The organism is Methanooceanicella nereidis (assembly GCF_021023085.1).
GTDB classification, from domain to species: domain Archaea; phylum Halobacteriota; class Methanocellia; order Methanocellales; family Methanocellaceae; genus Methanooceanicella; species Methanooceanicella nereidis.
Window position 1 is genome coordinate 159,867 of sequence record NZ_PGCK01000002.1, and the last position, 19,783, is coordinate 179,649.

General features: G+C 45.2%; 17 protein-coding genes and 2 tRNA genes. 7 read left to right on the plus strand and 12 right to left on the minus strand.

The window, feature by feature from the left end:
- Window positions 1–19 precede the first annotated feature (19 nt).
- Window positions 20–116: transfer RNA gene (locus tag CUJ83_RS03025), tRNA-Ile, on the minus strand.
- Between the two features lie 124 nt (window positions 117–240).
- Between CUJ83_RS03025 and CUJ83_RS03030 the strand changes: the two genes are divergently transcribed.
- Window positions 241–1,152, plus strand: a complete 912-nt coding sequence (locus CUJ83_RS03030) for a TIGR00269 family protein (protein WP_230740485.1) — start codon at window positions 241–243, stop codon at window positions 1,150–1,152.
- Between the two features lie 295 nt (window positions 1,153–1,447).
- Here CUJ83_RS03030 and CUJ83_RS03035 read toward each other — a convergent pair whose 3' ends face one another.
- Genes CUJ83_RS03035 through CUJ83_RS03045 form a run of 3 tightly spaced genes read right to left on the minus strand, consistent with a single transcriptional unit; the run spans window position 1,448 to window position 3,582 of the window.
- Window positions 1,448–2,878, minus strand: coding sequence for an RtcB family protein (locus tag CUJ83_RS03035; protein WP_230740487.1), 1,431 nt, complete (start codon window positions 2,876–2,878; stop codon window positions 1,448–1,450).
- Window positions 2,879–2,889: 11 nt separating this feature from the next.
- Entirely contained in the window at window positions 2,890–3,318 is a 429-nt protein-coding gene (locus CUJ83_RS03040; protein WP_230740489.1) for an archease, read from the minus strand.
- Between the two features lie 30 nt (window positions 3,319–3,348).
- Window positions 3,349–3,582 carry a hypothetical protein gene (locus CUJ83_RS03045; protein WP_230740492.1) on the minus strand — a complete coding sequence of 78 codons (234 nt, stop codon included), beginning with the start codon at window positions 3,580–3,582 and terminating at the stop codon, window positions 3,349–3,351.
- Between the two features lie 483 nt (window positions 3,583–4,065).
- On the opposite strand from CUJ83_RS03045, the gene CUJ83_RS03050 reads away from it, so the two are divergent.
- Together CUJ83_RS03050 and CUJ83_RS03055 are read left to right on the plus strand one after the other, a co-directional pair.
- Window positions 4,066–6,108 carry a HEAT repeat domain-containing protein gene (locus CUJ83_RS03050; RefSeq protein ID WP_230740494.1) on the plus strand — a complete coding sequence of 681 codons (2,043 nt, stop codon included), beginning with the start codon at window positions 4,066–4,068 and terminating at the stop codon, window positions 6,106–6,108.
- 149 nt (window positions 6,109–6,257) lie between these two features.
- Window positions 6,258–6,575: a hypothetical protein gene (locus CUJ83_RS03055; RefSeq protein ID WP_230740496.1), complete on the plus strand. Its 318-nt coding sequence runs from the start codon at window positions 6,258–6,260 to the stop codon at window positions 6,573–6,575.
- Between the two features lie 672 nt (window positions 6,576–7,247).
- Here CUJ83_RS03055 and CUJ83_RS03060 read toward each other — a convergent pair.
- The 6 genes from CUJ83_RS03060 to CUJ83_RS03085 form a co-directional block, all read right to left on the minus strand.
- Window positions 7,248–7,847 carry a hypothetical protein gene (locus CUJ83_RS03060; protein ID WP_230740498.1) on the minus strand — a complete coding sequence of 200 codons (600 nt, stop codon included), beginning with the start codon at window positions 7,845–7,847 and terminating at the stop codon, window positions 7,248–7,250.
- Between the two features lie 104 nt (window positions 7,848–7,951).
- Entirely contained in the window at window positions 7,952–8,107 is a 156-nt protein-coding gene (locus tag CUJ83_RS03065; protein ID WP_230740500.1) for a hypothetical protein, read from the minus strand.
- Window positions 8,108–8,295: 188 nt separating this feature from the next.
- A complete protein-coding gene (locus tag CUJ83_RS03070) occupies window positions 8,296–9,309 on the minus strand; it encodes a hypothetical protein (RefSeq protein ID WP_230740502.1) in 1,014 nt (337 codons plus the stop codon).
- A 255-nt stretch (window positions 9,310–9,564) separates the two neighbouring features.
- A complete protein-coding gene (locus tag CUJ83_RS03075) occupies window positions 9,565–10,713 on the minus strand; it encodes a Coenzyme F420 hydrogenase/dehydrogenase, beta subunit C-terminal domain (RefSeq protein WP_230740503.1) in 1,149 nt (382 codons plus the stop codon).
- A 5-nt stretch (window positions 10,714–10,718) separates the two neighbouring features.
- Window positions 10,719–12,785: a formate dehydrogenase subunit alpha gene (gene fdhF, locus CUJ83_RS03080; protein WP_230740505.1), complete on the minus strand. Its 2,067-nt coding sequence runs from the start codon at window positions 12,783–12,785 to the stop codon at window positions 10,719–10,721.
- Window positions 12,786–13,694: 909 nt separating this feature from the next.
- A tRNA-Ser gene (locus CUJ83_RS03085) sits at window positions 13,695–13,780 on the minus strand.
- 127 nt (window positions 13,781–13,907) lie between these two features.
- Between CUJ83_RS03085 and CUJ83_RS03090 the strand changes: the two genes are divergently transcribed.
- Together CUJ83_RS03090 and CUJ83_RS03095 are read left to right on the plus strand one after the other, a co-directional pair.
- Window positions 13,908–14,327 (plus strand): NUDIX hydrolase, encoded by a 420-nt coding sequence (locus tag CUJ83_RS03090; protein WP_230740507.1) that lies wholly within the window; start codon window positions 13,908–13,910, stop codon window positions 14,325–14,327.
- Between the two features lie 192 nt (window positions 14,328–14,519).
- Window positions 14,520–14,726 carry a hypothetical protein gene (locus CUJ83_RS03095; RefSeq protein WP_230740509.1) on the plus strand — a complete coding sequence of 69 codons (207 nt, stop codon included), beginning with the start codon at window positions 14,520–14,522 and terminating at the stop codon, window positions 14,724–14,726.
- Between the two features lie 57 nt (window positions 14,727–14,783).
- Here the strand turns inward: CUJ83_RS03095 and CUJ83_RS03100 are convergent, their stop codons facing one another.
- Both CUJ83_RS03100 and CUJ83_RS03105 read right to left on the minus strand, forming a co-directional pair.
- Window positions 14,784–15,176: a non-histone chromosomal MC1 family protein gene (locus tag CUJ83_RS03100; protein WP_230740931.1), complete on the minus strand. Its 393-nt coding sequence runs from the start codon at window positions 15,174–15,176 to the stop codon at window positions 14,784–14,786.
- Between the two features lie 412 nt (window positions 15,177–15,588).
- Window positions 15,589–16,551 carry a methyltransferase domain-containing protein gene (locus CUJ83_RS03105; RefSeq protein WP_230740511.1) on the minus strand — a complete coding sequence of 321 codons (963 nt, stop codon included), beginning with the start codon at window positions 16,549–16,551 and terminating at the stop codon, window positions 15,589–15,591.
- A gap of 132 nt (window positions 16,552–16,683) precedes the next feature.
- On the opposite strand from CUJ83_RS03105, the gene CUJ83_RS03110 reads away from it, so the two are divergent.
- The gene (locus tag CUJ83_RS03110; RefSeq protein WP_230740513.1) at window positions 16,684–17,271 is read left to right on the plus strand and encodes a hypothetical protein; all 588 of its coding nucleotides are present in this window, start codon (window positions 16,684–16,686) and stop codon (window positions 17,269–17,271) included.
- 1,010 nt (window positions 17,272–18,281) lie between these two features.
- Window positions 18,282–19,712: an aldehyde dehydrogenase family protein gene (locus CUJ83_RS03115; protein WP_230740515.1), complete on the plus strand. Its 1,431-nt coding sequence runs from the start codon at window positions 18,282–18,284 to the stop codon at window positions 19,710–19,712.
- Window positions 19,713–19,783: the final 71 nt, after the last annotated feature.

The window sequence follows — 19,783 nt, forward strand, 5'->3', positions numbered from 1 at the left end:
TAAACCTGTCGGAGTTTGATGGGCCCGCTGCGATTTGAACGCAGGACCTCTCGGTTATCAGCCGAGCGCTTGTCGCTGCTTTTTGAGCAGTTCCGACCTGGCTAAGCTACGGGCCCGACATCTCACTACAAAGGAATTACTAGTACTTATAACTTATGTTTAATTTTTAATATGTTCAAAATTTTATAGAAATGCACAATGGATATATATTAGAAATTCACAAGAGAGTGCGGAAATCAAATGAAATGCGATAAGTGCAACAAGGAAGCTGTCATATTTCAAAAATATTCCGGGATGCACCTGTGCTCGACCCACCAGATGGCTGACGTTGAGCGTAAGATAAAGCGCAGGATGAGACAGGACAGGATGGTCCTGCCCGGCGACCACATAGCCGTAGGTATGAGCGGCGGAAAGGACAGCGCGGTGACGCTATCGATACTGGTCGAAACATTCAGCAAGCGGCCGGACATCAAATTCACCGCCATAACGATAGACGAAGGTATCGACGGGTACAGGAACTTTTCTATCCCAAAGGTCAAAGAGCTTTGCGATGAGCTCGGAGTAGACCATATCGTTGTATCGTTCAAGGAAGAGATCGGTCACACTCTTGACGATATATTGAAACGTGAGCGCAAAGAGGCTTCATGCACGTACTGCGGCGTTTTCAGAAGGACTCTCCTGAACAGGACAGCCCGCAGCATCGGCGCTAACAAGGTAGCGACCGGCCACAATCTTGACGACGACGCACAGGTCGTAATCATGAACATCATGAACGGCGACATCGAAAGGCTGGCGAGGATGCGCCCTGACAGGATACAGGACGGGCTGGTCCCGAGAATAAAGCCCCTGATGGATGTGCCCGAGAAAGAGATAGCATTGTATGCATTCTTAAAAGGCCTTCCGTTCTATATGGGAGAATGCCCTTACGCCAGGGAATCCCTGAGAGGCGAAATAAAGGACATGCTCAACGATTTTGAGAACAGGCACCCCGGAACGAAGTATTCCATAATGCGAGGCTTCGACGATATGATCGACTGTATCAAAACGAAGTATCAGCAGGTACCTCTAAATAAATGCGAGATATGCGGAGAGCCGGGAATAAAAGGCGTATGTCAGACCTGTAAACTAAAGGAAAGAGTAAAAATTAACTAAAGATGCATTTGCATTGGTCACATGCCTTTACAGCATCACATCGCCTATATTTTTCGGATAGCACGATTGCCTCACCATTGGTTTATTTGTGGATTTTAGAGTTCATGACCTGTCCGGAAAATAATATTTACCCAAATAGACTGATTTTCAATGATGCAAATTGATACGAACATATAGAATATAAAGTGCAGGATCATATTTGCCCGGGTTGAAGACACTCTGAAGGTAACCCTCCTTCAACCTGTAAAAAATAACCAGACGAAAAAAGACCTTACTAAAATAGTACAGCGAAGGGTCATCCCTTCGCTACCGCTATCGGCACAAGCCTTGCGACTTTTTTGGAGATGCCAAGCCTGTGAACGACCTCTATGACGTCGTCTATATCTTTGTAAACCTCGGGGGCCTCTTCCGCAATGGCGGAGTCTTTCGGAGCCTTGACAATGATACCCATTTCCAGAAGCTCCTTTTTGATCTCGCTTCCCCTGACCTCTTTTTTAGCGGCATGCCTGCTCATGACCCTGCCGGCCCCATGGCATGTGCTGCCGAATGTGGTCTCCATGGCTTTTTGAGTGCCTACAAGGACATATGATGCGCTTCCCATGCTTCCCGGGATTATGACCGGCTGGCCCACATTTCTAAAAGCGACAGGGACTTCCTCTCTGCCCGGCGCGAACGCTCTTGTAGCCCCTTTTCTGTGAACGCAGACCTTTACCCGCTTACCGTTGATGTCGTGCTCCTCGAACTTGGCCACATTGTGAGCGACATCATATAGCAGGTCCATTTTTATTTCCGACTTGTAATAATCGTTAAACGTCTCCCTGACCCAGTGAGAGATCACCTGGCGGTTTGCCCATGCATAGTTAGCAGCTGCTGCCATCGCCGAAATATAGTCTTTTGCCTCTTCAGAAGATAACGGCGCACATGCAAGCTGCCTGTCGTAGAGCTTTATGCCGTATTTTCTTGAAGCCTTTTCCAGTACCTTAATATAGTCAGTGCATATCTGATGCCCGGCGCCTCTTGAGCCGCAGTGGATCATGACAGTGACCTTCCCTTCCTCGAGACCGAAAGCTTTGGCTACCTGCTCATCATAGATCTTTTCAACGTACTGTATCTCCAGGAAGTGGTTACCGCTTCCCAGTGTGCCCAGTTGTGACCTGCCCCGCTCATGCGCCTTTTTGCTGACCTTCGCAAAATTGGCGCCTTTCATCTCCCCGTTCTCTTCGCAGTGCTCAAGGTCAGCTTTGACCCCATAGCCATTTTCTACTGCCCATCTCGCGCCTTTCTCGAATACTTCGTTAAGCACCGTGTCGGAAACGCGCAGCTTTGACTCCGAGCCAAGCCCGGAAGGCACATTATGATAAAGCCGTTCTATAAGGTTATCGGCATCCTTTCTAATATCCTCGACCTTAAGGTCTGACTTTAACAGCCTTACTCCGCAGTTAATGTCAAAGCCTACGCCGCCGGGGCTTATCACGCCGGTATCCAGGTCAAAAGCAGCTACGCCGCCGATGGGAAACCCATAGCCTATATGGGCGTCAGGCATCGCCATGGCATACTTTTGGATGCCGGGCAGAGTGGCGACGTTCGCGACCTGCTCTATGCTGCCATCCTCGAGGTCCTTGATCAGCTTATCCGATAAAAATATCCTTCCGGGGACTTTCATATCCGGTTTGTAGCTCTGCGGGACTTCCCAGATATCTTCGTCCACCTTTACAAGTTCAACCATGACTGTTTCCCTCAAATGTCCAATAATATTTGTGCTTCATATAGGTTATCTTTCTTTTCAACGCGAAGATCGTGAAAAGTGACGGCTTTGATGTGCATCGATATCTGATGTTTTTCATCGTCGATTTTTTCTCCGTAAGCCTTTCCGGTCAAAGTATACTGCCCATCGGATCTTTTCACGCTGGCCTCGAATTTTCCGAAGACGAGCTTTTCAACCTCTAACAGGTATAAGAGCTCGGATATCCAGCCATGAAGTAAAAAGTCCAGGTCATCGTCAGTGACCTCCACGTCGCGGACTACATCCGTATTTACGTTCCCGGCATCGATTATCAGGTTAAATGTCGCCCTGGCGGCATTGACGAACGCCTCGTCGACAGTCCTGCCATAAGCGATAAATTCGGCGTCTGCCGTATGCTCCAAATACTCAAAATCTGCTTTCATACGAATACGCCACTAAAAAATATTTGACAGCTAATATAAATAGCTCACTAACATGCTGTCATCAATAATATCAATATATTTAGCCTGCATAGCGGAGACATAAAGATAATTGTCCCCTACCGGGATCTTAATATCAGAGGGCTTTGGCCTCTTAATCGCGGTCGGCAGAAGTATCGCGCCTCCGCAGGAGGTGCACACACGGTAATCCCTCTTCTGCTCCTTTATGTAATTTAGGACCGAATCACTAATGCGAAATTGTTTCACGTAATCACCGTTTTGATAGGATAGGTTAAAATAATGTTTAGTTTAAATAAACTTGTCGGAAGGTATGACAGGAATTCCAAATAATACTTGCTTTGGTCATGATTTTATCAAGAGGTATGCAAAAGTAATAATTAATATGAAATTATGACTGATAGATATTGATAAAATGTTGCTATTCGGCAACCCGGGCGTTTAATATTTTCATGTAGCAAAAAGGCCTCATGAAAACAATGCTGGAAAACGGTATTCCTGCAAAGCAAAGGCATTATGATGTAAAGGACTTTGTATTCGTTTTTTAAAAGCCCTCCAAATAAAAAAGGGCAAGCGTATCCCCCATGTAAAAAAATAAAATACCGGCGATAGAGGTAAATATTAATACTTAGGGGTGTAATTATTACGAGTAGTTTAAATACCTTATTAATCGATCGGGGTTAAGGTGGGGAAAGCTCGAGCAGATATAATTTTGATTGTGTGGTGATTGAAGTGGTAGAATATCCGACTGCAGGCTGGGACCAGGAAAAGTTAAAGGAAGCGCTCAAAGGCAGTGACGTCATGATGAAGCTGGGCGCTATTAGAGTATTGCAGGAAAACCCAAAGGAGGAGCATGTCAGACCTCTGATAGAGGCGCTCAACGACCAGGAAAGGCTCGTCAGGATCAACGCTGCAATAGCGCTTGGCAAAATAAAGAACCCGCTTGCCGTGATCGCACTGTTATATCACATCGTCTCGGATGAGGACAAAGACGTACAGTTATATTCATTATGGGCATACAGGCAGATCGATTTTGCGAAGGCATCCCCAAGGCTCGTTAAAGTGCTGATGGAGAGCACCAACGAGGACATGATAAGGTTCGCCGCGAACGAGATAAGGCAAAAGTCCGATTATAAGGCGGTAGAGTCGCTTATTCAGAACTTTGAGAGCAAGCAATTTTATACCTGGTACGACCTCGACATCAAGACCGTCAACGCCCTTTACACGATAGGCTACATGACTGTGGAGCAGCTTGTAAAATGCCTTGACAGCGATGACCTGAGAGTCAGTATAAATGCGATCTATACACTTGGCAAGATAGGAGATGAAAGGTCCGTACAGCCACTCATCAGCCACATACAATCGGGAAACATCGAAGTCCGTTCCAGGATAAGCGACGCCCTGATAAAGATCGGAAGAGCATCCGTCCCCGGCCTTATTAAACTGCTGGAGGATAAGGACCGCGAAATAAAATGGATAGCGGCCTACACTCTGGGTAAGCTTGGCCCGGAGGCTGAATCCGCCCTTATTAACGCATTGAACGAGAAAGGCCCGCAAGCAAGTGAAGATGTGATTTATGCGCTGGGCATAGCCGGAGGCGTGACATCGTTTGACGTGCTTTACAATATCTATAACGTCTCGATGGACGAGAGCGTGAAGGCATGGTCATTGATCAGCCTCGCGAACATCGTGGCCCGGGACTATCAGCACTTGAAGGGACATAAGGGTATCAACAGTTTCCTCGACACCCTCGGAGAGCAGCTAAAGCCCCATATGCTCCTGAACTATAATACTCTCTACTCCCTGGGTAAGATCTACGTATCAAGGGCTTTAAGCCCGTCTAACATTGAGGACTTCATGACCAACGTCGAGACGTCTGTCAAGTGTTTTGATCTGTCCCTCATAGAGAAGGATAACATCATCGCTAAAACCTACAGGCTGTTATACGGCTCATACCTGAAACTGATGACCTCGAAGTCGCCGGAGATAATGGACTACATCGATAAGGACATCAATGACTTTAAGAAAGAGGCAGAGAAAGCTGCGAACAAGAAAGAGATAATTTTCCTTCTGGGAAGAGTGCTCGCGCAATTGCGCACCGCCTATGAGGATAAGAACTACAAGTTCGTCAACAAGTTCGCGGAATATGTCGACCTTTGCCTTACGATGGAAGAGTTCCTGGCCGAGGAAGCCGAGATAATGGAAACGGCTAAAAGAACGTCCCAGAAAGAGCTTACGACGCTGCATAAGGATATTGAGATCATCCAGAGAAAGCTCAATACCCTGTTAGCGAGCTTCGGTGCCGGGGAAGATGGCGATTCTTCCGCACAGATATACAGGCTTTCGACAGAACTGGCGAAAATGGACACCGGCATGTATGAGGATTACAGAATAGTGGAGTCCTGCCTGAAGAATATCGTCAGCCGCACGAAACTGCCGGAAGACATCAAGTCGGACCTGTACTATAAGATACTCATGATCGGCAAGAATGGCATAACCCAGGTCGAGCTAGTGGTAGACCAGATATTAAAGGAGCTGGGAGTCCAAAAGCCCGAAGCGGCGGAGGCAGTAGTTATGCCGGGTGAAGGAGCCGAAGCCACCGGGGAAAAGAAGTCAAAGGCCTTAGAATACATCGCGATCGTGGTATTATTGATCCTGATAGCGATAGTGGTAATATTGGCGCTGAACAAGTTCGGGTACATTAAGCTCCCGTACACATTCCCGATAGAATGGCTTAACCCTGCGTTAATGCATGAGATGCTGTTGAACCAGTGATATTAACGGCATCGATTTTTTAACTTTTTTTGCGTCATACCCTGCATTTCGATATTATTTTTGATAATATTTTAAAACGTTCTGAGCATATCCTTGCTACAGGAAAAACGATGGCGAATTATTCTACTCATGGGATATCTTTTTTTGATATGATCAGCTTTAGCCGGGATTTTCCGGAAATAGAGGATGCTGAGGGATATATCGAGGTCAGAGATTACTTTGATCCTAAAAATATTAAAAAGAAATATTTTTACCGTGTCGGCGACGGGCTTAATATCAATTTCGTGAATTGCGAATACGTTGATTGCGACGGCGTCTATTCCATAAAGCATCTCATATCCGCTGCCTATCGTGGAAAGGCCGTACATATTGAAGGTTATATGCCATGCCCGGTTTGCCAGGGGCAGGGAAGACAGGGATATAGTTGTGAGGCGAAATTTTCACTGGATATTGTGTACAAAGGATAGACTTATCGATCCCGTAATTACTGAAAGGATATAGGAATATTCTAAATGAATGATGAAAATATCCAGAAAACGGATCATAAATGACCGGTATAAAATAAGAAAACGTCGCCATTCATTAAAATAAATTGTCCGTTAAGCATCATTTTAGTTATAAAATTTATTTTTCAGATATACAATAAAGACAGGGCTGCAATAGTAAAAAAGCTCCCATTAACCTTAAATTTCATTATTCGGTCCGAAAAAATACGTTTTTTTAAAAATATGGATATTATTGTACATAATTAATCAATAATATTTATATAGACTGTATTATTATCATATTACTTCAGGAATAAAAGATAGCAAAGCTATTGTTCTCGGATCTGGCGCATATACCTGTAAGAACAGGGCCCGTCCGAGGAGGTGATAGCATGGTTAATTCAAACATTGGCATAAATATAATGAGAGTAACCACGATCCTGTTGATCGGAACTGCGATCGCCATAGGTGCTCTGAAGACATTATTCTGAAAAACCGGAATAACGTAAGACGAGATATATCGTCGGGAAAAGCCATTCAAAAATTAAATTACGAGACAGGATAAGGGCTATAAAAATAGCCTTAATTAGTCGTTTTTGTCTTTTTTAAGCTGATGCCGGCCATTATTTGAGCATATCAAATAATGTTATCCTATTACTTTCTTTTCAGCGCTATGATACATAAAGACATCATGATCGCCATAAATGCCATAGCTCCGGTCATTCCGGGTGTTGATGCCTTTGTCGCCGATGCGGGCATCTGCGATGGTGTCGGTGAAATTATTGATGTCGGCGAAGGAATGGTCTCCGGAACGCTATCGGTATCGTCAGAAGTACCGCTTATCCTTTGCCAGTTCGGTATCGCAATGTTCGCAGTGCCTGTCCCCTGGCCTTCTTTCAGCTCCATTATGGCAAAGTACACATTACCGTCATTTACCGCTTCAATGTAATATTTCCCGACAGGGACCCTTGTGAAAGTGTATGTTCCGGGGGCTGCTTTGGCCGGGTCCGCGGTAACCACCTGTGGATTATCAGGCAAAGGCACGATATTTCCCTTACCACCTGTTTCCTCATCATAATAGTAAAGAGTGACTACTGTGCCCGTTATGTCCCCTAACCTGACCTGCTCAGGCAATACCGGCGATGCCGAAACATCCTGTGCCAGTGATATACTGGAGGCAAATACCGTTACTGCTATCATTAAAGCAGTGATCGATAAGGGAATGATACCGTTTTGCATGTTCTTCAATGACATTGCCGTCTCCTAAATAAAAATCGGGGCGTAAAGCAAAAAAATTTTCTACTACTTCGCCCCTCGTTTTGACATAATTGGTATTTACTACCGCTAATAAAAGATACTTACATCGGATAGACTGAGCTCGTTACGTCTTTATCGATGATGCATTCTTTTACGTCTCTCCTGCAGCCGGGACACTCCTTGTCCTCTTTGTGGATCTCTGCTCCACAGTGCTGGCATTCGGCGCATACAGCTCCTCTCATCTCTTCCTTGGCCATATTATTATCACCAAATAAAACATATTATCCAGAATATATAATAATAAGGTTGATTTTAAGCGAAAATATACTAGCATTGCACACTAATTTTTATGGATAATGAATAATTGATTATTATATAAAGTAAGCTATAATAAAAAATAGGAAAGTAGACACAAGTATACATGATCTTAAAAAATTAATATCCATCATTTACATGATCCATAAAATCTTTTAAATACCCTGCAGATCGCAAGACTTATCCAGTATTGGGTATCTTCAGCCTTATCCTTAGACGATCCTTTTTTCTCCGGGACATAAGTTGTTTTCCATAAGCCGTTCATTTCCTGGTGCCCTATAAACCAGTTTAATCCCTTTCTTATATCCGCATCTTTCCCGGAAAAGCCCATCAGTGAAAGCGAGTCGAATGCTGTAAGCAGGTTCGGCCACCAGAAAGGATACTGGAACCTTATCCAGTTACTTGCCGACATATAAGAAGAATATGAATCCTTTTTGAAAAACCTGGATTTCAACAGTTCCCCTGCAAGCCTTGCTTCCTCGCATTTCCTGTATTCCGGATGCGCCGCGAAAGCCCTGAGCACCATCCCGGTCCAGTTATGAGAGAACGGCCTGGACCGGTCCGGCTCCACCGGCTCGCAATATTCGCTTGTAAGCCGGTATATCGTCTTCCTGTCAAATTTAACAGTCAATAAAGGTATCGTCCACCCGCCATCTTTCTGCCGCATCGGTAATAGCCATTTAAACCCTTTTTTGATCCGGGGGTCATCTGCATATCCGGCCCTGATCAAAAGCGCCATAATAGCCCCTGTATAATACGTAGCGTATTGATTACCTATCATACCCCTGATATCCCCCTCATCAGTCTGGCATGAAAAAAGAAACTCGGCAGCCTTTTCAGCGGCAGGATGTTCTTTTGTGATCTCATACTTTTCCACGAGATACCTGAACTGCTTCCATGTCTCGACAAGCCGGTAATGATGCCCGGGATAAACAACTATTTGCTTACCGGGATATTTCCATGTTCCGTCAGCCTGTTGTTTCCTGATGATCTTTTGTGCTTCCGGTAATTTCCATAATTGACTGACAGGCCCGGATTCTTCATCCAGCAGGTCTCGTTTAACATAATATATGATAGCCTCATTGTTCGAGGATAAAAACGCAGGTATAGGATCATATTTTAAGTGCTCAGACCATATAGCCATAATATACTCCGGGTAACTATTAAGGATCATGTGATGCATTTTTATGATCATATTTATTTTATATGTAAGATAACGACGGTGTTTTAGACCTGAAAATTATCAAGCCCTATTATAATTTACATTGACCGTATAGAATAGAAACTATAACTTTGTTCTTATAGGTACGTTTTATAATTACGGAACAGGTGTGAAAAAATTATCTACGGTTTAATAAAAAAAATAATAATGGGTATCACACCCATTATTTTATTTATTTTACAAGGATGTAAGTTCATCGAACTTCTTGAATATCCTTTCGTAGTCCTTGCCGGACTGCTGGAAGAAGGTCGAGAGCGGTATCTCTACAGGACAAACATCCTCGCACTGCCCGCAGTTCACACAGTCGCTGGCAAGGTGGGCGGCCCTGGTGAACTGAAGTTTGGGTGACACGGGGTATTTGTTAGTCTCGAACCAGTACGGCTCGGTACTCTCTATCTTACAGTCAGCGCAAAGGCATACGGGGCATACCTTGATGCATCCGAGGCACTTTATGCACTTTGAGAACTGCTGGAGCCAGTACTCCTCTTTCTTCGCATCATCGACGAAGTCATGCTTCTGCCACTTTTCGGCAAGCTTCAGCATGGACTTTTCAATGCTGTCGCGGATCTCGATACCCTTGGGTATTGGTTCCGTAGCGATGACAGCGTTGGCCTTGATGGCGCCGTCGATAAGTTCGGCACCGAGGTCGGAGCAGACCTCTACGAATGTCGCCCTGCCGGCGTCAGACCCGATTACTCCCCAGTTGCCGCATGCGATATCCATTACTCTGGGTATCTTGACTTCGCAGCGACGACAGTTAGCCCTTCTGCCGTAGCCCAGCTCTTCGAGCTCGTCGATCTTGATCTCCTTGTGCTGGTGATCTTTGGTCTCGATAATGAAGTTGCCCTTCGCTATCTCCTCTTTGACCACGTCCTGCGGGTTCACCTCATAGAACTTTTGTATCATTTCCTGTGCCTTTACTGGGGGCAGAGTGCCGCCGCAGTTAAGGCCGATCAGGACAAGGTTATCGAGGTTTATAACACCCTTTTCGGCCATTTTCTTTATAGCCATAGCGTCGCAACCGACACCGACGACCGCGATCTTAAGGCCCTTTGCGTCATCGAGATACTTGTGCAGGAACTTGGACTGAAGCAGGGGTGCGCAGTGCAGTGACCCGGATATCTCGGATATCTTTGCCGGGTCGGTGACGAGCGTTGGCACGCCGTCATATATGTCCTTGCCTCTGCCCATTGCCAGGACAGCATCCACCATCTTGTTCTCTAACAGGTACTTTAATATTGCCGTTACAGCTCCGCCGCACTCGCCTTTTGCCTGTATGCCGGCGTCCGCTGCCTTAACATAGAACTTGTCTCCAATGTTTACCATCTCGATCACCTCGCCTTTACCTTTTCAACTGAAACGGCACAGTATTTCAGCTCCGGCATCTTCGAGAGCGGGTCTCTCGCTGTATTGGTCAGCAGGTTAGCAGGGCATTCCCTGAAGTGGAACGTCATGTTCAAGACGCCCTTCGGTATGTCCTTCGTTACCAGTGCATTGGTCTCGACCTCTCCACGGCGGCTCTTAAGCAAGACACGGTCGCCTTTCTTGATGCCCAGTTCGGCGGCGTCAGCCTCGCTTATCTCGACAAAGCCTGTTGGTACCTCGTTGTGGAGCTGCTTGGACCTTCTGGTCTGGGTACCTGAGTGGTAGTGGAACAGCAGCCTGCCTGTCATCAGCGCGAACGGATATTCCTCGTCGGGGACTTCCGCAGGAGGCTTGTAGTCTATTCCAAAGAAGTTGCCCAGGCCGTCGGCTGTCGCGAACTTCTGTGTGTGAAGTATCGGGGTACCGGGGTGGTCTGCGGTGGGGCACGGCCATACAAGCGCTTCAGGCTTTTCGAGCCTGGCATAGGTCATACCGCCATACTGGGGGGTCACCCTAGCCATATCGTTGAAGACTTCCTCGGCGCTCTTGAAATCGAATCCTTTCAGCCCAAGCTTCTGACCGAGCAGGCTTAAGATCTCCCAGTCGGGCTTCGCCTCTCCCGGTGCATCTACAGCCTTCCTTACACGCTGCACACGCCTTTCGCCACTCGTGAACGTTCCGTCTTTCTCTGCCCAGCATGCCGCAGGTAATACTACATCGGCCAGCTGTGCGGTCTCGGTCAGGAAAATATCCTCGACCACAGAGAATTCGAGCTTACTAAGGCATTCCCTCACATGGTTGATATCCGGGAACGATATCATCGGGTTCTCACCAAGCATGAACATCGCTTTGACCCTGTCACCGCAGGCGTCTATCTGTTCCATGAGAGTGAGGCCGTAGTTACCCGGCAGCCCTTCTACGCCCCATGCCTGTTCCATCTTCTTGCGGTTCTCTTCCAGCTCGACTTTCTGATATCCGGAGTAAACGTTCGGGTAAGCTCCCATATCGCATGCGCCCTGCACGTTGTTCTGGCCCCTGAGAGGGTTAATTCCGGTTCCCGGCCTTCCAATATTGCCGGTCAGCATAGCGAGGTTCGCCAGTGACCTGACATTGTCCGTGCCGCTAGTGGTCTCGGTTATGCCAAGGCAGTATACGATAGCAGCGTTCTTTGCGCTGGCATACTTTAACGCTATTTCCTTGACAAGTTCCGTGGGCGTTCCTGTCAGCGCTTCTACGTCAGCGTATTTCTCGACGGTCTTCTTCAGTTCTTCAAAGTCCTTCGTCTTGTTCTTTATGAACTCCATGTCCGCTTTGCCCTCTTTGATGATCCAGTACATCATAGAGTTGATAAGAGGTATGACGGTGGACGGGTTGAACCTCATATAAATGTGGGCTTTCCTTGCCGTAAGGGTATAACGCGGGTCAGCGACTATTAATGTCGTGCCTTTCTCCTTGGCCTGTATAAGACGCCTGCCCACTAGCGGATGTGCTTCCATCGCATTGGAGCCTATGACGAATATACAGTCCGCGTTAAGAAGGTCCGCGAACGGGTTTGTAGCCGCTCCTGAACCCAGGGAAAGCGACAGGCCTGCCACTGACGGGCCATGGCATATACGGGCACAGTTGTCCACGTTGTTCGTCTTGAACCCGACCCTTGCCAGCTTGTTCATTAGGTAGCATTCCTCGTTCGGCACCCTGCAGGATACCTGGAATGCAAGGGCGTCAGGCCCGTATTTTCCATATACCTCTTTCAGTTTGCTTGCGACCAGGTCAAGCGCTTCATCCCACGACGCCTCGACAAATTTGCCATCTTTCTTGATCAATGGCTTTGTAAGCCTGTCGGGGCTGTGAATGAATTCATAGCACCCATATCCCTTCGGACATAATTTTCCTTCGTTAACCGGACTTCTTTTCCATGGTTCGACTCCCACGACTTTCCCATCTTTCACAACGAGGTTAAGGCCGCAGCCTACCCCGCAAAATGGACAAGTCGTCGGAACATACTTAATTTCGGGAACTTTTTGTTGGTTCATAATATACCTCAATGCCATATTTTGGTACTCTTCCGAGATTTGTCAAAAACACACTTTAAAAGTGCATTTATAAAGAGCGAGTTTAATTGAACGCATTAAATAGTTATCGTAAAAAGTTACTTAATCTGAAAATAGTAATTTGTTATGATAACATCACTATTTTTATCAAAAATGAAAATCGTAGTATATCACAATTTATTTGGTATATTGAGTGTATAATTTTTAAAAAATTGTGTTTAATGTATAATATTATATCAATTATGATGTAAAATAAATCTACTAAACGCTACCTTTTTTCGAAAATCTTAATAATATATTTAAAAAAGGGATTACATAGTTCAAAATATAATGTAATCATTTTTGATTACTTATATGAATAATGTTAATCAATATAGACATCTAAAAAACATACTATATTTACAAATTTTAACTTTATCAGAAAAGATATTTATTAATGAAATCATTGACTATGCCATAAATATACATCTAAATACGAGTGCACTTAAGACTATACCTGCTACAGGGATTTTAATTATATGCGATCTTAAATATTATTGATACCCTTAGTAGAAAGCCATTAAAGTCAACTATACAAAACCGATCATTAACATAATCATTCTCGTTCGGCGAGGCTTTTAGGGTTTGCCCGAGCATAGCGAGGGATACGTAGATGGCATGGTAATGGACGCGGCCTCAGTCCGCGTCGCTTAGGGCTTGCGAGCACAGCCTGGCGAAGCCATGACTGTGCCGGGTGCAAGACCGGCCATGACATTGGAGCACCCTAAACACCGAGTAGCGAGCGACCAAAGGGAGTGAGCGTCGAACCGCTTGAAAGAAAAAAAACAAAAGACAAACGAGAAAATCCTAATAGATAAACTTTATAGAAAAACAATCATCATCAGAAAGAAGCGCTGAGGAAGGGATTTGAACCCCTGCGAGACCGAAGCCTCACCAGCTCTCAAGGCTGGCGCCGTAGTCCACTTGGCTACCTCAGCATTTTTTACGGCCATATAAGGCGAGATATGAAATGTACTTAACACATATAAAGTTTATCTTATTACACCACGGGAACCCATGTAACTGAAAGTTTTAATATACACTAGGCATATTATAAAGGTTATCATGGCGACCCGTTACATTGTCGGCTGCGGAGCGGTGGTCCGTAATAAGGACGGCAAATACCTCATGGTCAAACAGATGAACGGCTACTGGCGGAGTAAGTGGATCTTCCCGGGCGGAAAGCTCGAGTTAGGGGAGACTCTCGAAGATTGCGCGAGAAGAGAATTGATCGAGGAGACAGGATGCGATTTTGAGATCAGCAGGCAGATCGGCGCCTATGTATCCTATGATCCCGCCACTGAGCATGAGAAACAGGTGGTCCTGGTTTATTACCTCGGGAATTATACATGCGGTGAGCTCAGGATAGGGGATGGCGTGACAGAGGTCGGATGGTTCTATTTCGACGAGATAGAGAACATGACGGCTGAAGGCAAAGTGCCGAAGATCATTTTCCAGGTGGCGCTCGACTCAATACACAAATAGAATTATACGTGGCGTCATAAAAATTTACGTAAACAGGTTTTAATTTTAAATGATCTGTCCTGTTTACTCATAATTGTTTCATGGGACATATAACAGCCCTGTGGCTTAAATTTCGCATATTACTTTACAAACATATTAATTTGGGTTAAAAATACCTATTTTTATAGTAATTATTATGGGGGCGCCTGTATCATGGATGGTATTTTATGGTTTGCTGCCGGTGTGCTGCTGATCCTGCTTTTGGCCACGTTCTTAGCCATATCATTATTGTATAAATGGATAAGCGACCTTACTAACGAGGCACTGGTGCTGCAGGAACGTATGAACTCGGCGTATAGCCGCATGAACAACCTGGAAATTTTTATAAACTCTTTTAAGACCTATAAAGAAAGCTTATGATAAAATAAGAACGGAAGGAGATTTTCCTTCCGGCATCATGAAATTGATCTAATTTGTCTATTTCTTCTTTGCTGCGGGCTTGGCCTTCTCTGCAGCTGCCTTCTTGGGGACCTTGAAGAGTTCCTTCGGGTTCCTCTCAAGCTTGACATACTGGAGCTGGGCGGTACCAACCTTCTCGACGTTTGCCTTGTAGATCTTGCCCTTGTTCTTCTTTGCAGCTTCCTGGATCCATGACGGAGCGTTCTTCGGTACGGCTACGAGTTCCCTCTTTCCGACGAAGTAGTGTAGCTTCTTTGTGCCCTTCTCCCTCAGTACGATGTTGCTGAAACCGCGGTTTGCGACCTTCAATGCTGCATCTCTGGGCTGTGCGCCGCTGAATGTTCCGACTTCTTCTCCCTTCTCGCTGATTAGGCCGAAGTTTCTCTTTTCCCTACCTTCAGTTGTTGCTATGTTAATCACTCCCTGTTTAACGCAATTGTAAATTGTATAAGAGATTGATACTCGTGAATATAAATCTTTCGGTAAGTAGGGGTAAAACTTACAAAATAGATAGATTATCTAATAAATTTTATATTTGCAAGTTCCAGTTATAATCGGCTAGCGCATAATAAAATACCCCGGTTAAATAAAAATTGAGTCTAAATTTTACTTTTGTGAAAAAGCGATGCCATAATATGGTAAGGAGAATGGTGGCCTAAAGTACATATTATTGATGTCAAAAAACGAAAAGTTTATATATCAAATACTTAATTTATTTCATTTTTTTGTATAAAAAAATTGATGAATTATTTCAAAAAATATAAAAATAGACAGGAGCCTGAGCAGGCTCAAGGATAATAAAAACCGCTAACGTAAGTAAGATCTATATTTTACCTGTTCCCGGCCTTGCAAAAAATACCCAGCAGTCATAGATGCTCTTTTCGTCCTGGTTATCTATTACCTCGCCTTCCACACCCATGGCTTTAAAGGACTCTGCAAGGAAATCCATCTCATCATTCTGGTTCACGGTCAACAGAATGAACCCCCCGTCCTTTAAAAGCTTCAGGGACTCATGGAATATGTTCCTCCAGATCTCTTTGTTGAACTCGTATATCGCACCGAGCATGAATCCTATGACAGCATCATATTTTTTATCCATGTGTTTTGAAAGTTCAGTAGCGTCGACGACCATCGTGTCCCGGGGCTTTAATGTGCCGTGATATAGCCCATTGCACACCGCACATCGGTCGTTGTCTATGGAAATGATGCTCTTGAACAGCGGCCTCGCCGGCACGGTGGACATGCCGTTGCCGCAGCATATCTCCAGCGCGTTCATCCCCTTCAGGTCATACTCGTATTTTGCCGACAGTGCTTTTATAAGCGACCTTATACGTTCATTCCTTTTTTTGTTAAACACGAAGGATTTTGGGTCCTTTACGACATCGCAGTCACATAGCGACCCTTCCGCAAGGCTTACGCTTAAGTATTCCCTGACTGCCTCGCCGAATTTGGCCTGATCGACCTTTTTTGTTTTTATAGAGCGAGCTACACCGGAGGATAGTATCTCATTTACCATCTTCTCGGTCTGTTTTTTCATGGCGGTAGCTTCTGGATAGGGAATGACGAACCAAAAGTCCCCTTCAGGATGTTTATTCTTGAAAGATACTCCAAGTGTAGAGCCATTTTTATCTGCTATCAGGAGAGCACTCTCGATCGCGCCTTCGTTCAGTATCCTCAATTTATCAAGATAATCAAGTGTTCTCAGGTTCATGTTAAGCGACTCAAAACTACACTCTATTAGAAATACGTCCTCATTACCCGGATCCACTATCTTTTGAAGGAGCATACAGACTAATCTGCGCTTACCCATTTTATATGTTCTGCTTTTGTATGAAAGAACTTCAACCAATGAATAAATTTAACTTTATAACTATACAAATAATAATATAATAAAAAATCATAAAAAATTACATGAGGGATGTGCATTCCGGGCAGGAACAGAACTTTAAAGAATGTGCATAAGATCAGTATCTCGCTGTCTGCAGAGGTGCTCGACTGGGTATATAAAAATAAGGGTGATATGAAAGTATCCACCTTTATCAATAAAGCCCTTAAAGACAGGATGACCGGCGGATCCGGCCTATCCTGCAACGTATGCGAAGAGCTCCGCATCATAGAGAACAGGCTAAAAAGGCTCGAGGAGGACATACACGACCTGAGGATGATAAAGACGAAGAAAGCCGGGACATTGAGCGCTAAAGAACATATCTCGATACTCTCCGCCCGGCCTAAGGAAGTTTTTGGGGAACTTGTCAACATTAAAAATGTTTCTGCAAATAACGCCATGGCGGTCTATCAGGAGCTTTTACCATTCATTCAGAAAAAGAAGGTCATCGATAGGGAAGTAGTCCTTAAAGAGCTTTTTCCAAACACCGGTTCTTCTATCACCAATAACATTAATTACTGGTACAATGCCTGTCGGGGGGTCCTTGACCACCTTATCGAGCGCGGCGATGTGATAAAGGTTGACAAGAATAAATATAAGTGGATAGGAAAAAGGCCATAAAAACATATGATACATTAATTTTCGCCAAAAATATTAACCCTTGGATAGTTTAGAACGCAGATGCGATTTCTATTAATAAAATATATATAAATATGTAATCATTATACTTTTTGGGAGCGTAATAACACGCTGCGAAGGTAGCGCGAACAGGACATGGCGTCGAAAGATGTCGTGCCGAGTTAATAATAGGTCCGAAAGGATCTAAGAAATGTTACGCTCCCATTTAACGTTTCGGCTTTTGAATCCCGGAGATTTTTAAAAATTTCTTCTTGTTCAATGTGGTGTCTTAGTTCGCTGATTTAGAGTATCTTATCGGATAGGATTGTATATGCTGATGGCCTTTAGTGCTGTACGCGGATATGATGAATTTTCATCTCAAAGACTCAATGTTTCACTTTATTCATGGCGACAAACAAGATCATATGAGTTAACCACAAAGCGCACAAAGGCGAACAAGGACCACTATCTTTCACCACAAAGCGCACAAAGGCGAACAAGGACCACTATCTTTCACCACAAAGCGCACAAAGGCGAACAAGGACCACTATCTTTCACCACAAAGCGCACAAAGGCGAACAAGGTACACCAGTTTCCACCACGAAGGGCTCGAAGGGCTCGAAGGTTCACAAAGGACTTTTTTAGAAAATTAGCATATTTTTTAAAAAAATTTTTGTGTACCTTACTCGCCTTCGTGCGCTTAGTGGTTAGCAGTTTGGTGTACCTTACTCGCCTTCGTGCGCTTAGTGGTTAGCAGTTTGGTGTACCTTACTCGCCTTCGTGCGCTTAGTGGTTAGCAGTTTGGTGTACCTTACTCGCCTTCGTGCGCTTAGTGGTTGACAAATTAGTGGCCTTAGAGCCCTTTGTGGTTAGCCTGACCAATGATAAACCAATAAATGGTATTAAAGAAATTACCGGATACTGCACTTAGAGATGCACGTTTATAGATAATGCCCGATACATTCAGGGTCATCGATAAGTACTTTTGAAAATATATTATCATACTGATAGCTATGAGGATGCTTATAGACGGTGAATTTATCGAATCCAGTAGCAAAGAGACCATCGGTATTAAAAATCCGGCGACGGGGGAATTCATAGATAGTGTCCCCCTTGGAAATTCGGATGACGTGGGCAGGGCAGTGGACGCGGCAGAGAAGGCTTTCGACGACTGGTCGGCAATGGTACCCAGGGAACGCGGAAAGATACTATTCAAGGCCGCCCAGATCGTAAGAGAACGCGCCAGAGGACTGGCGGAGATATTGACCTCCGAACAGGGTAAGCCTTACAAAGAGGCCCGCGACGAGGTGCTCGGGTTCGCGAACGTGCTCGAATACTATAACGGGATATCGGCTTCGCTACAGGGCGGTTTCGTACCGCTGGCATCCGACAGGTATTGTATGGTCCTAAAGCAGCCAGTAGGCGTTTGCGGCGCGATAATACCATGGAACGTTCCGGCAATATTGATGGGCTGGAAAGTGGGGCCGGCACTGGTGACCGGTAATACCATGGTATTAAAACCGTCTAGCACTTCGCCGCTTACGGATCTTTCCCTTGCGTCCATACTTACAGAGGCTGGGCTGCCCAAAGGTGTCCTCAACGTCGTCACAGGCCACGGACAGGCAGTAGGCGAGCCTCTTGTAACCAATAGTAAAGTCAGGAAAATATCGTTCACGGGTTCAACGGAGACCGGCATGAGGATCAAGGAATTAACTTCAGGCTCTCTAAAAAGGATAACGCTGGAGCTTGGAGGCAGTGACCCCATGATAGTATGCGACGACGTCGATATTGATACGGCGGTAGAGGGTGCGGTCAGGGGACGTTTCTATAATTGCGGGCAGACATGCACGGCAGTAAAGCGCCTTTTCGTATTCGAGTCGATAGCGGAAGAATACATTCGAAAGCTATCTTCGCGCATATCCGGATTGAAGGTCGGCAACGGAATGAACAAGGATGTCGACATCGGCCCCCTTAATAATTATGATCAGCGCGAAAAGATGATCTCGCAGATGAAACGCGTCAGAGAGAACAACGAAGGCATCGTTGTCACAGGCGGTAAGATCCCCGAAGGTCCCCAATATGATAATGGATTTTTCTACACTCCCACACTTGTAAGGGACGTAATTAAAGACTCTGTGCTGTTAAAAGAGGAGGTCTTCGGCCCGATATTGCCCGTTGTAGTTGTAAAGGACCTGGACGAGGCGATCGAGCTTGCGAACGATACGCGCTACGGCCTGGGAGCATCGGTATGGACCAGGGACATCAAAAAGGCGACATATGCCACAGCGAGGTTACAATCTGGCATAGTATGGATCAACCAGCATACAAAGGCGCCTGCGGACGTACCTTTCGGCGGTATTAAAGACAGCGGCCTTGGAAGGGAGAACGGCCTGGACTCGCTCTACGAGTACCAGGAAATAAAGACAGTAATGGTCAATGTTTAAGCATCGTCGTAGTTTACGATGATGATAAAGTGCTTTTTTGCACTTTATCCTTACAATTGGCATAAATGCTC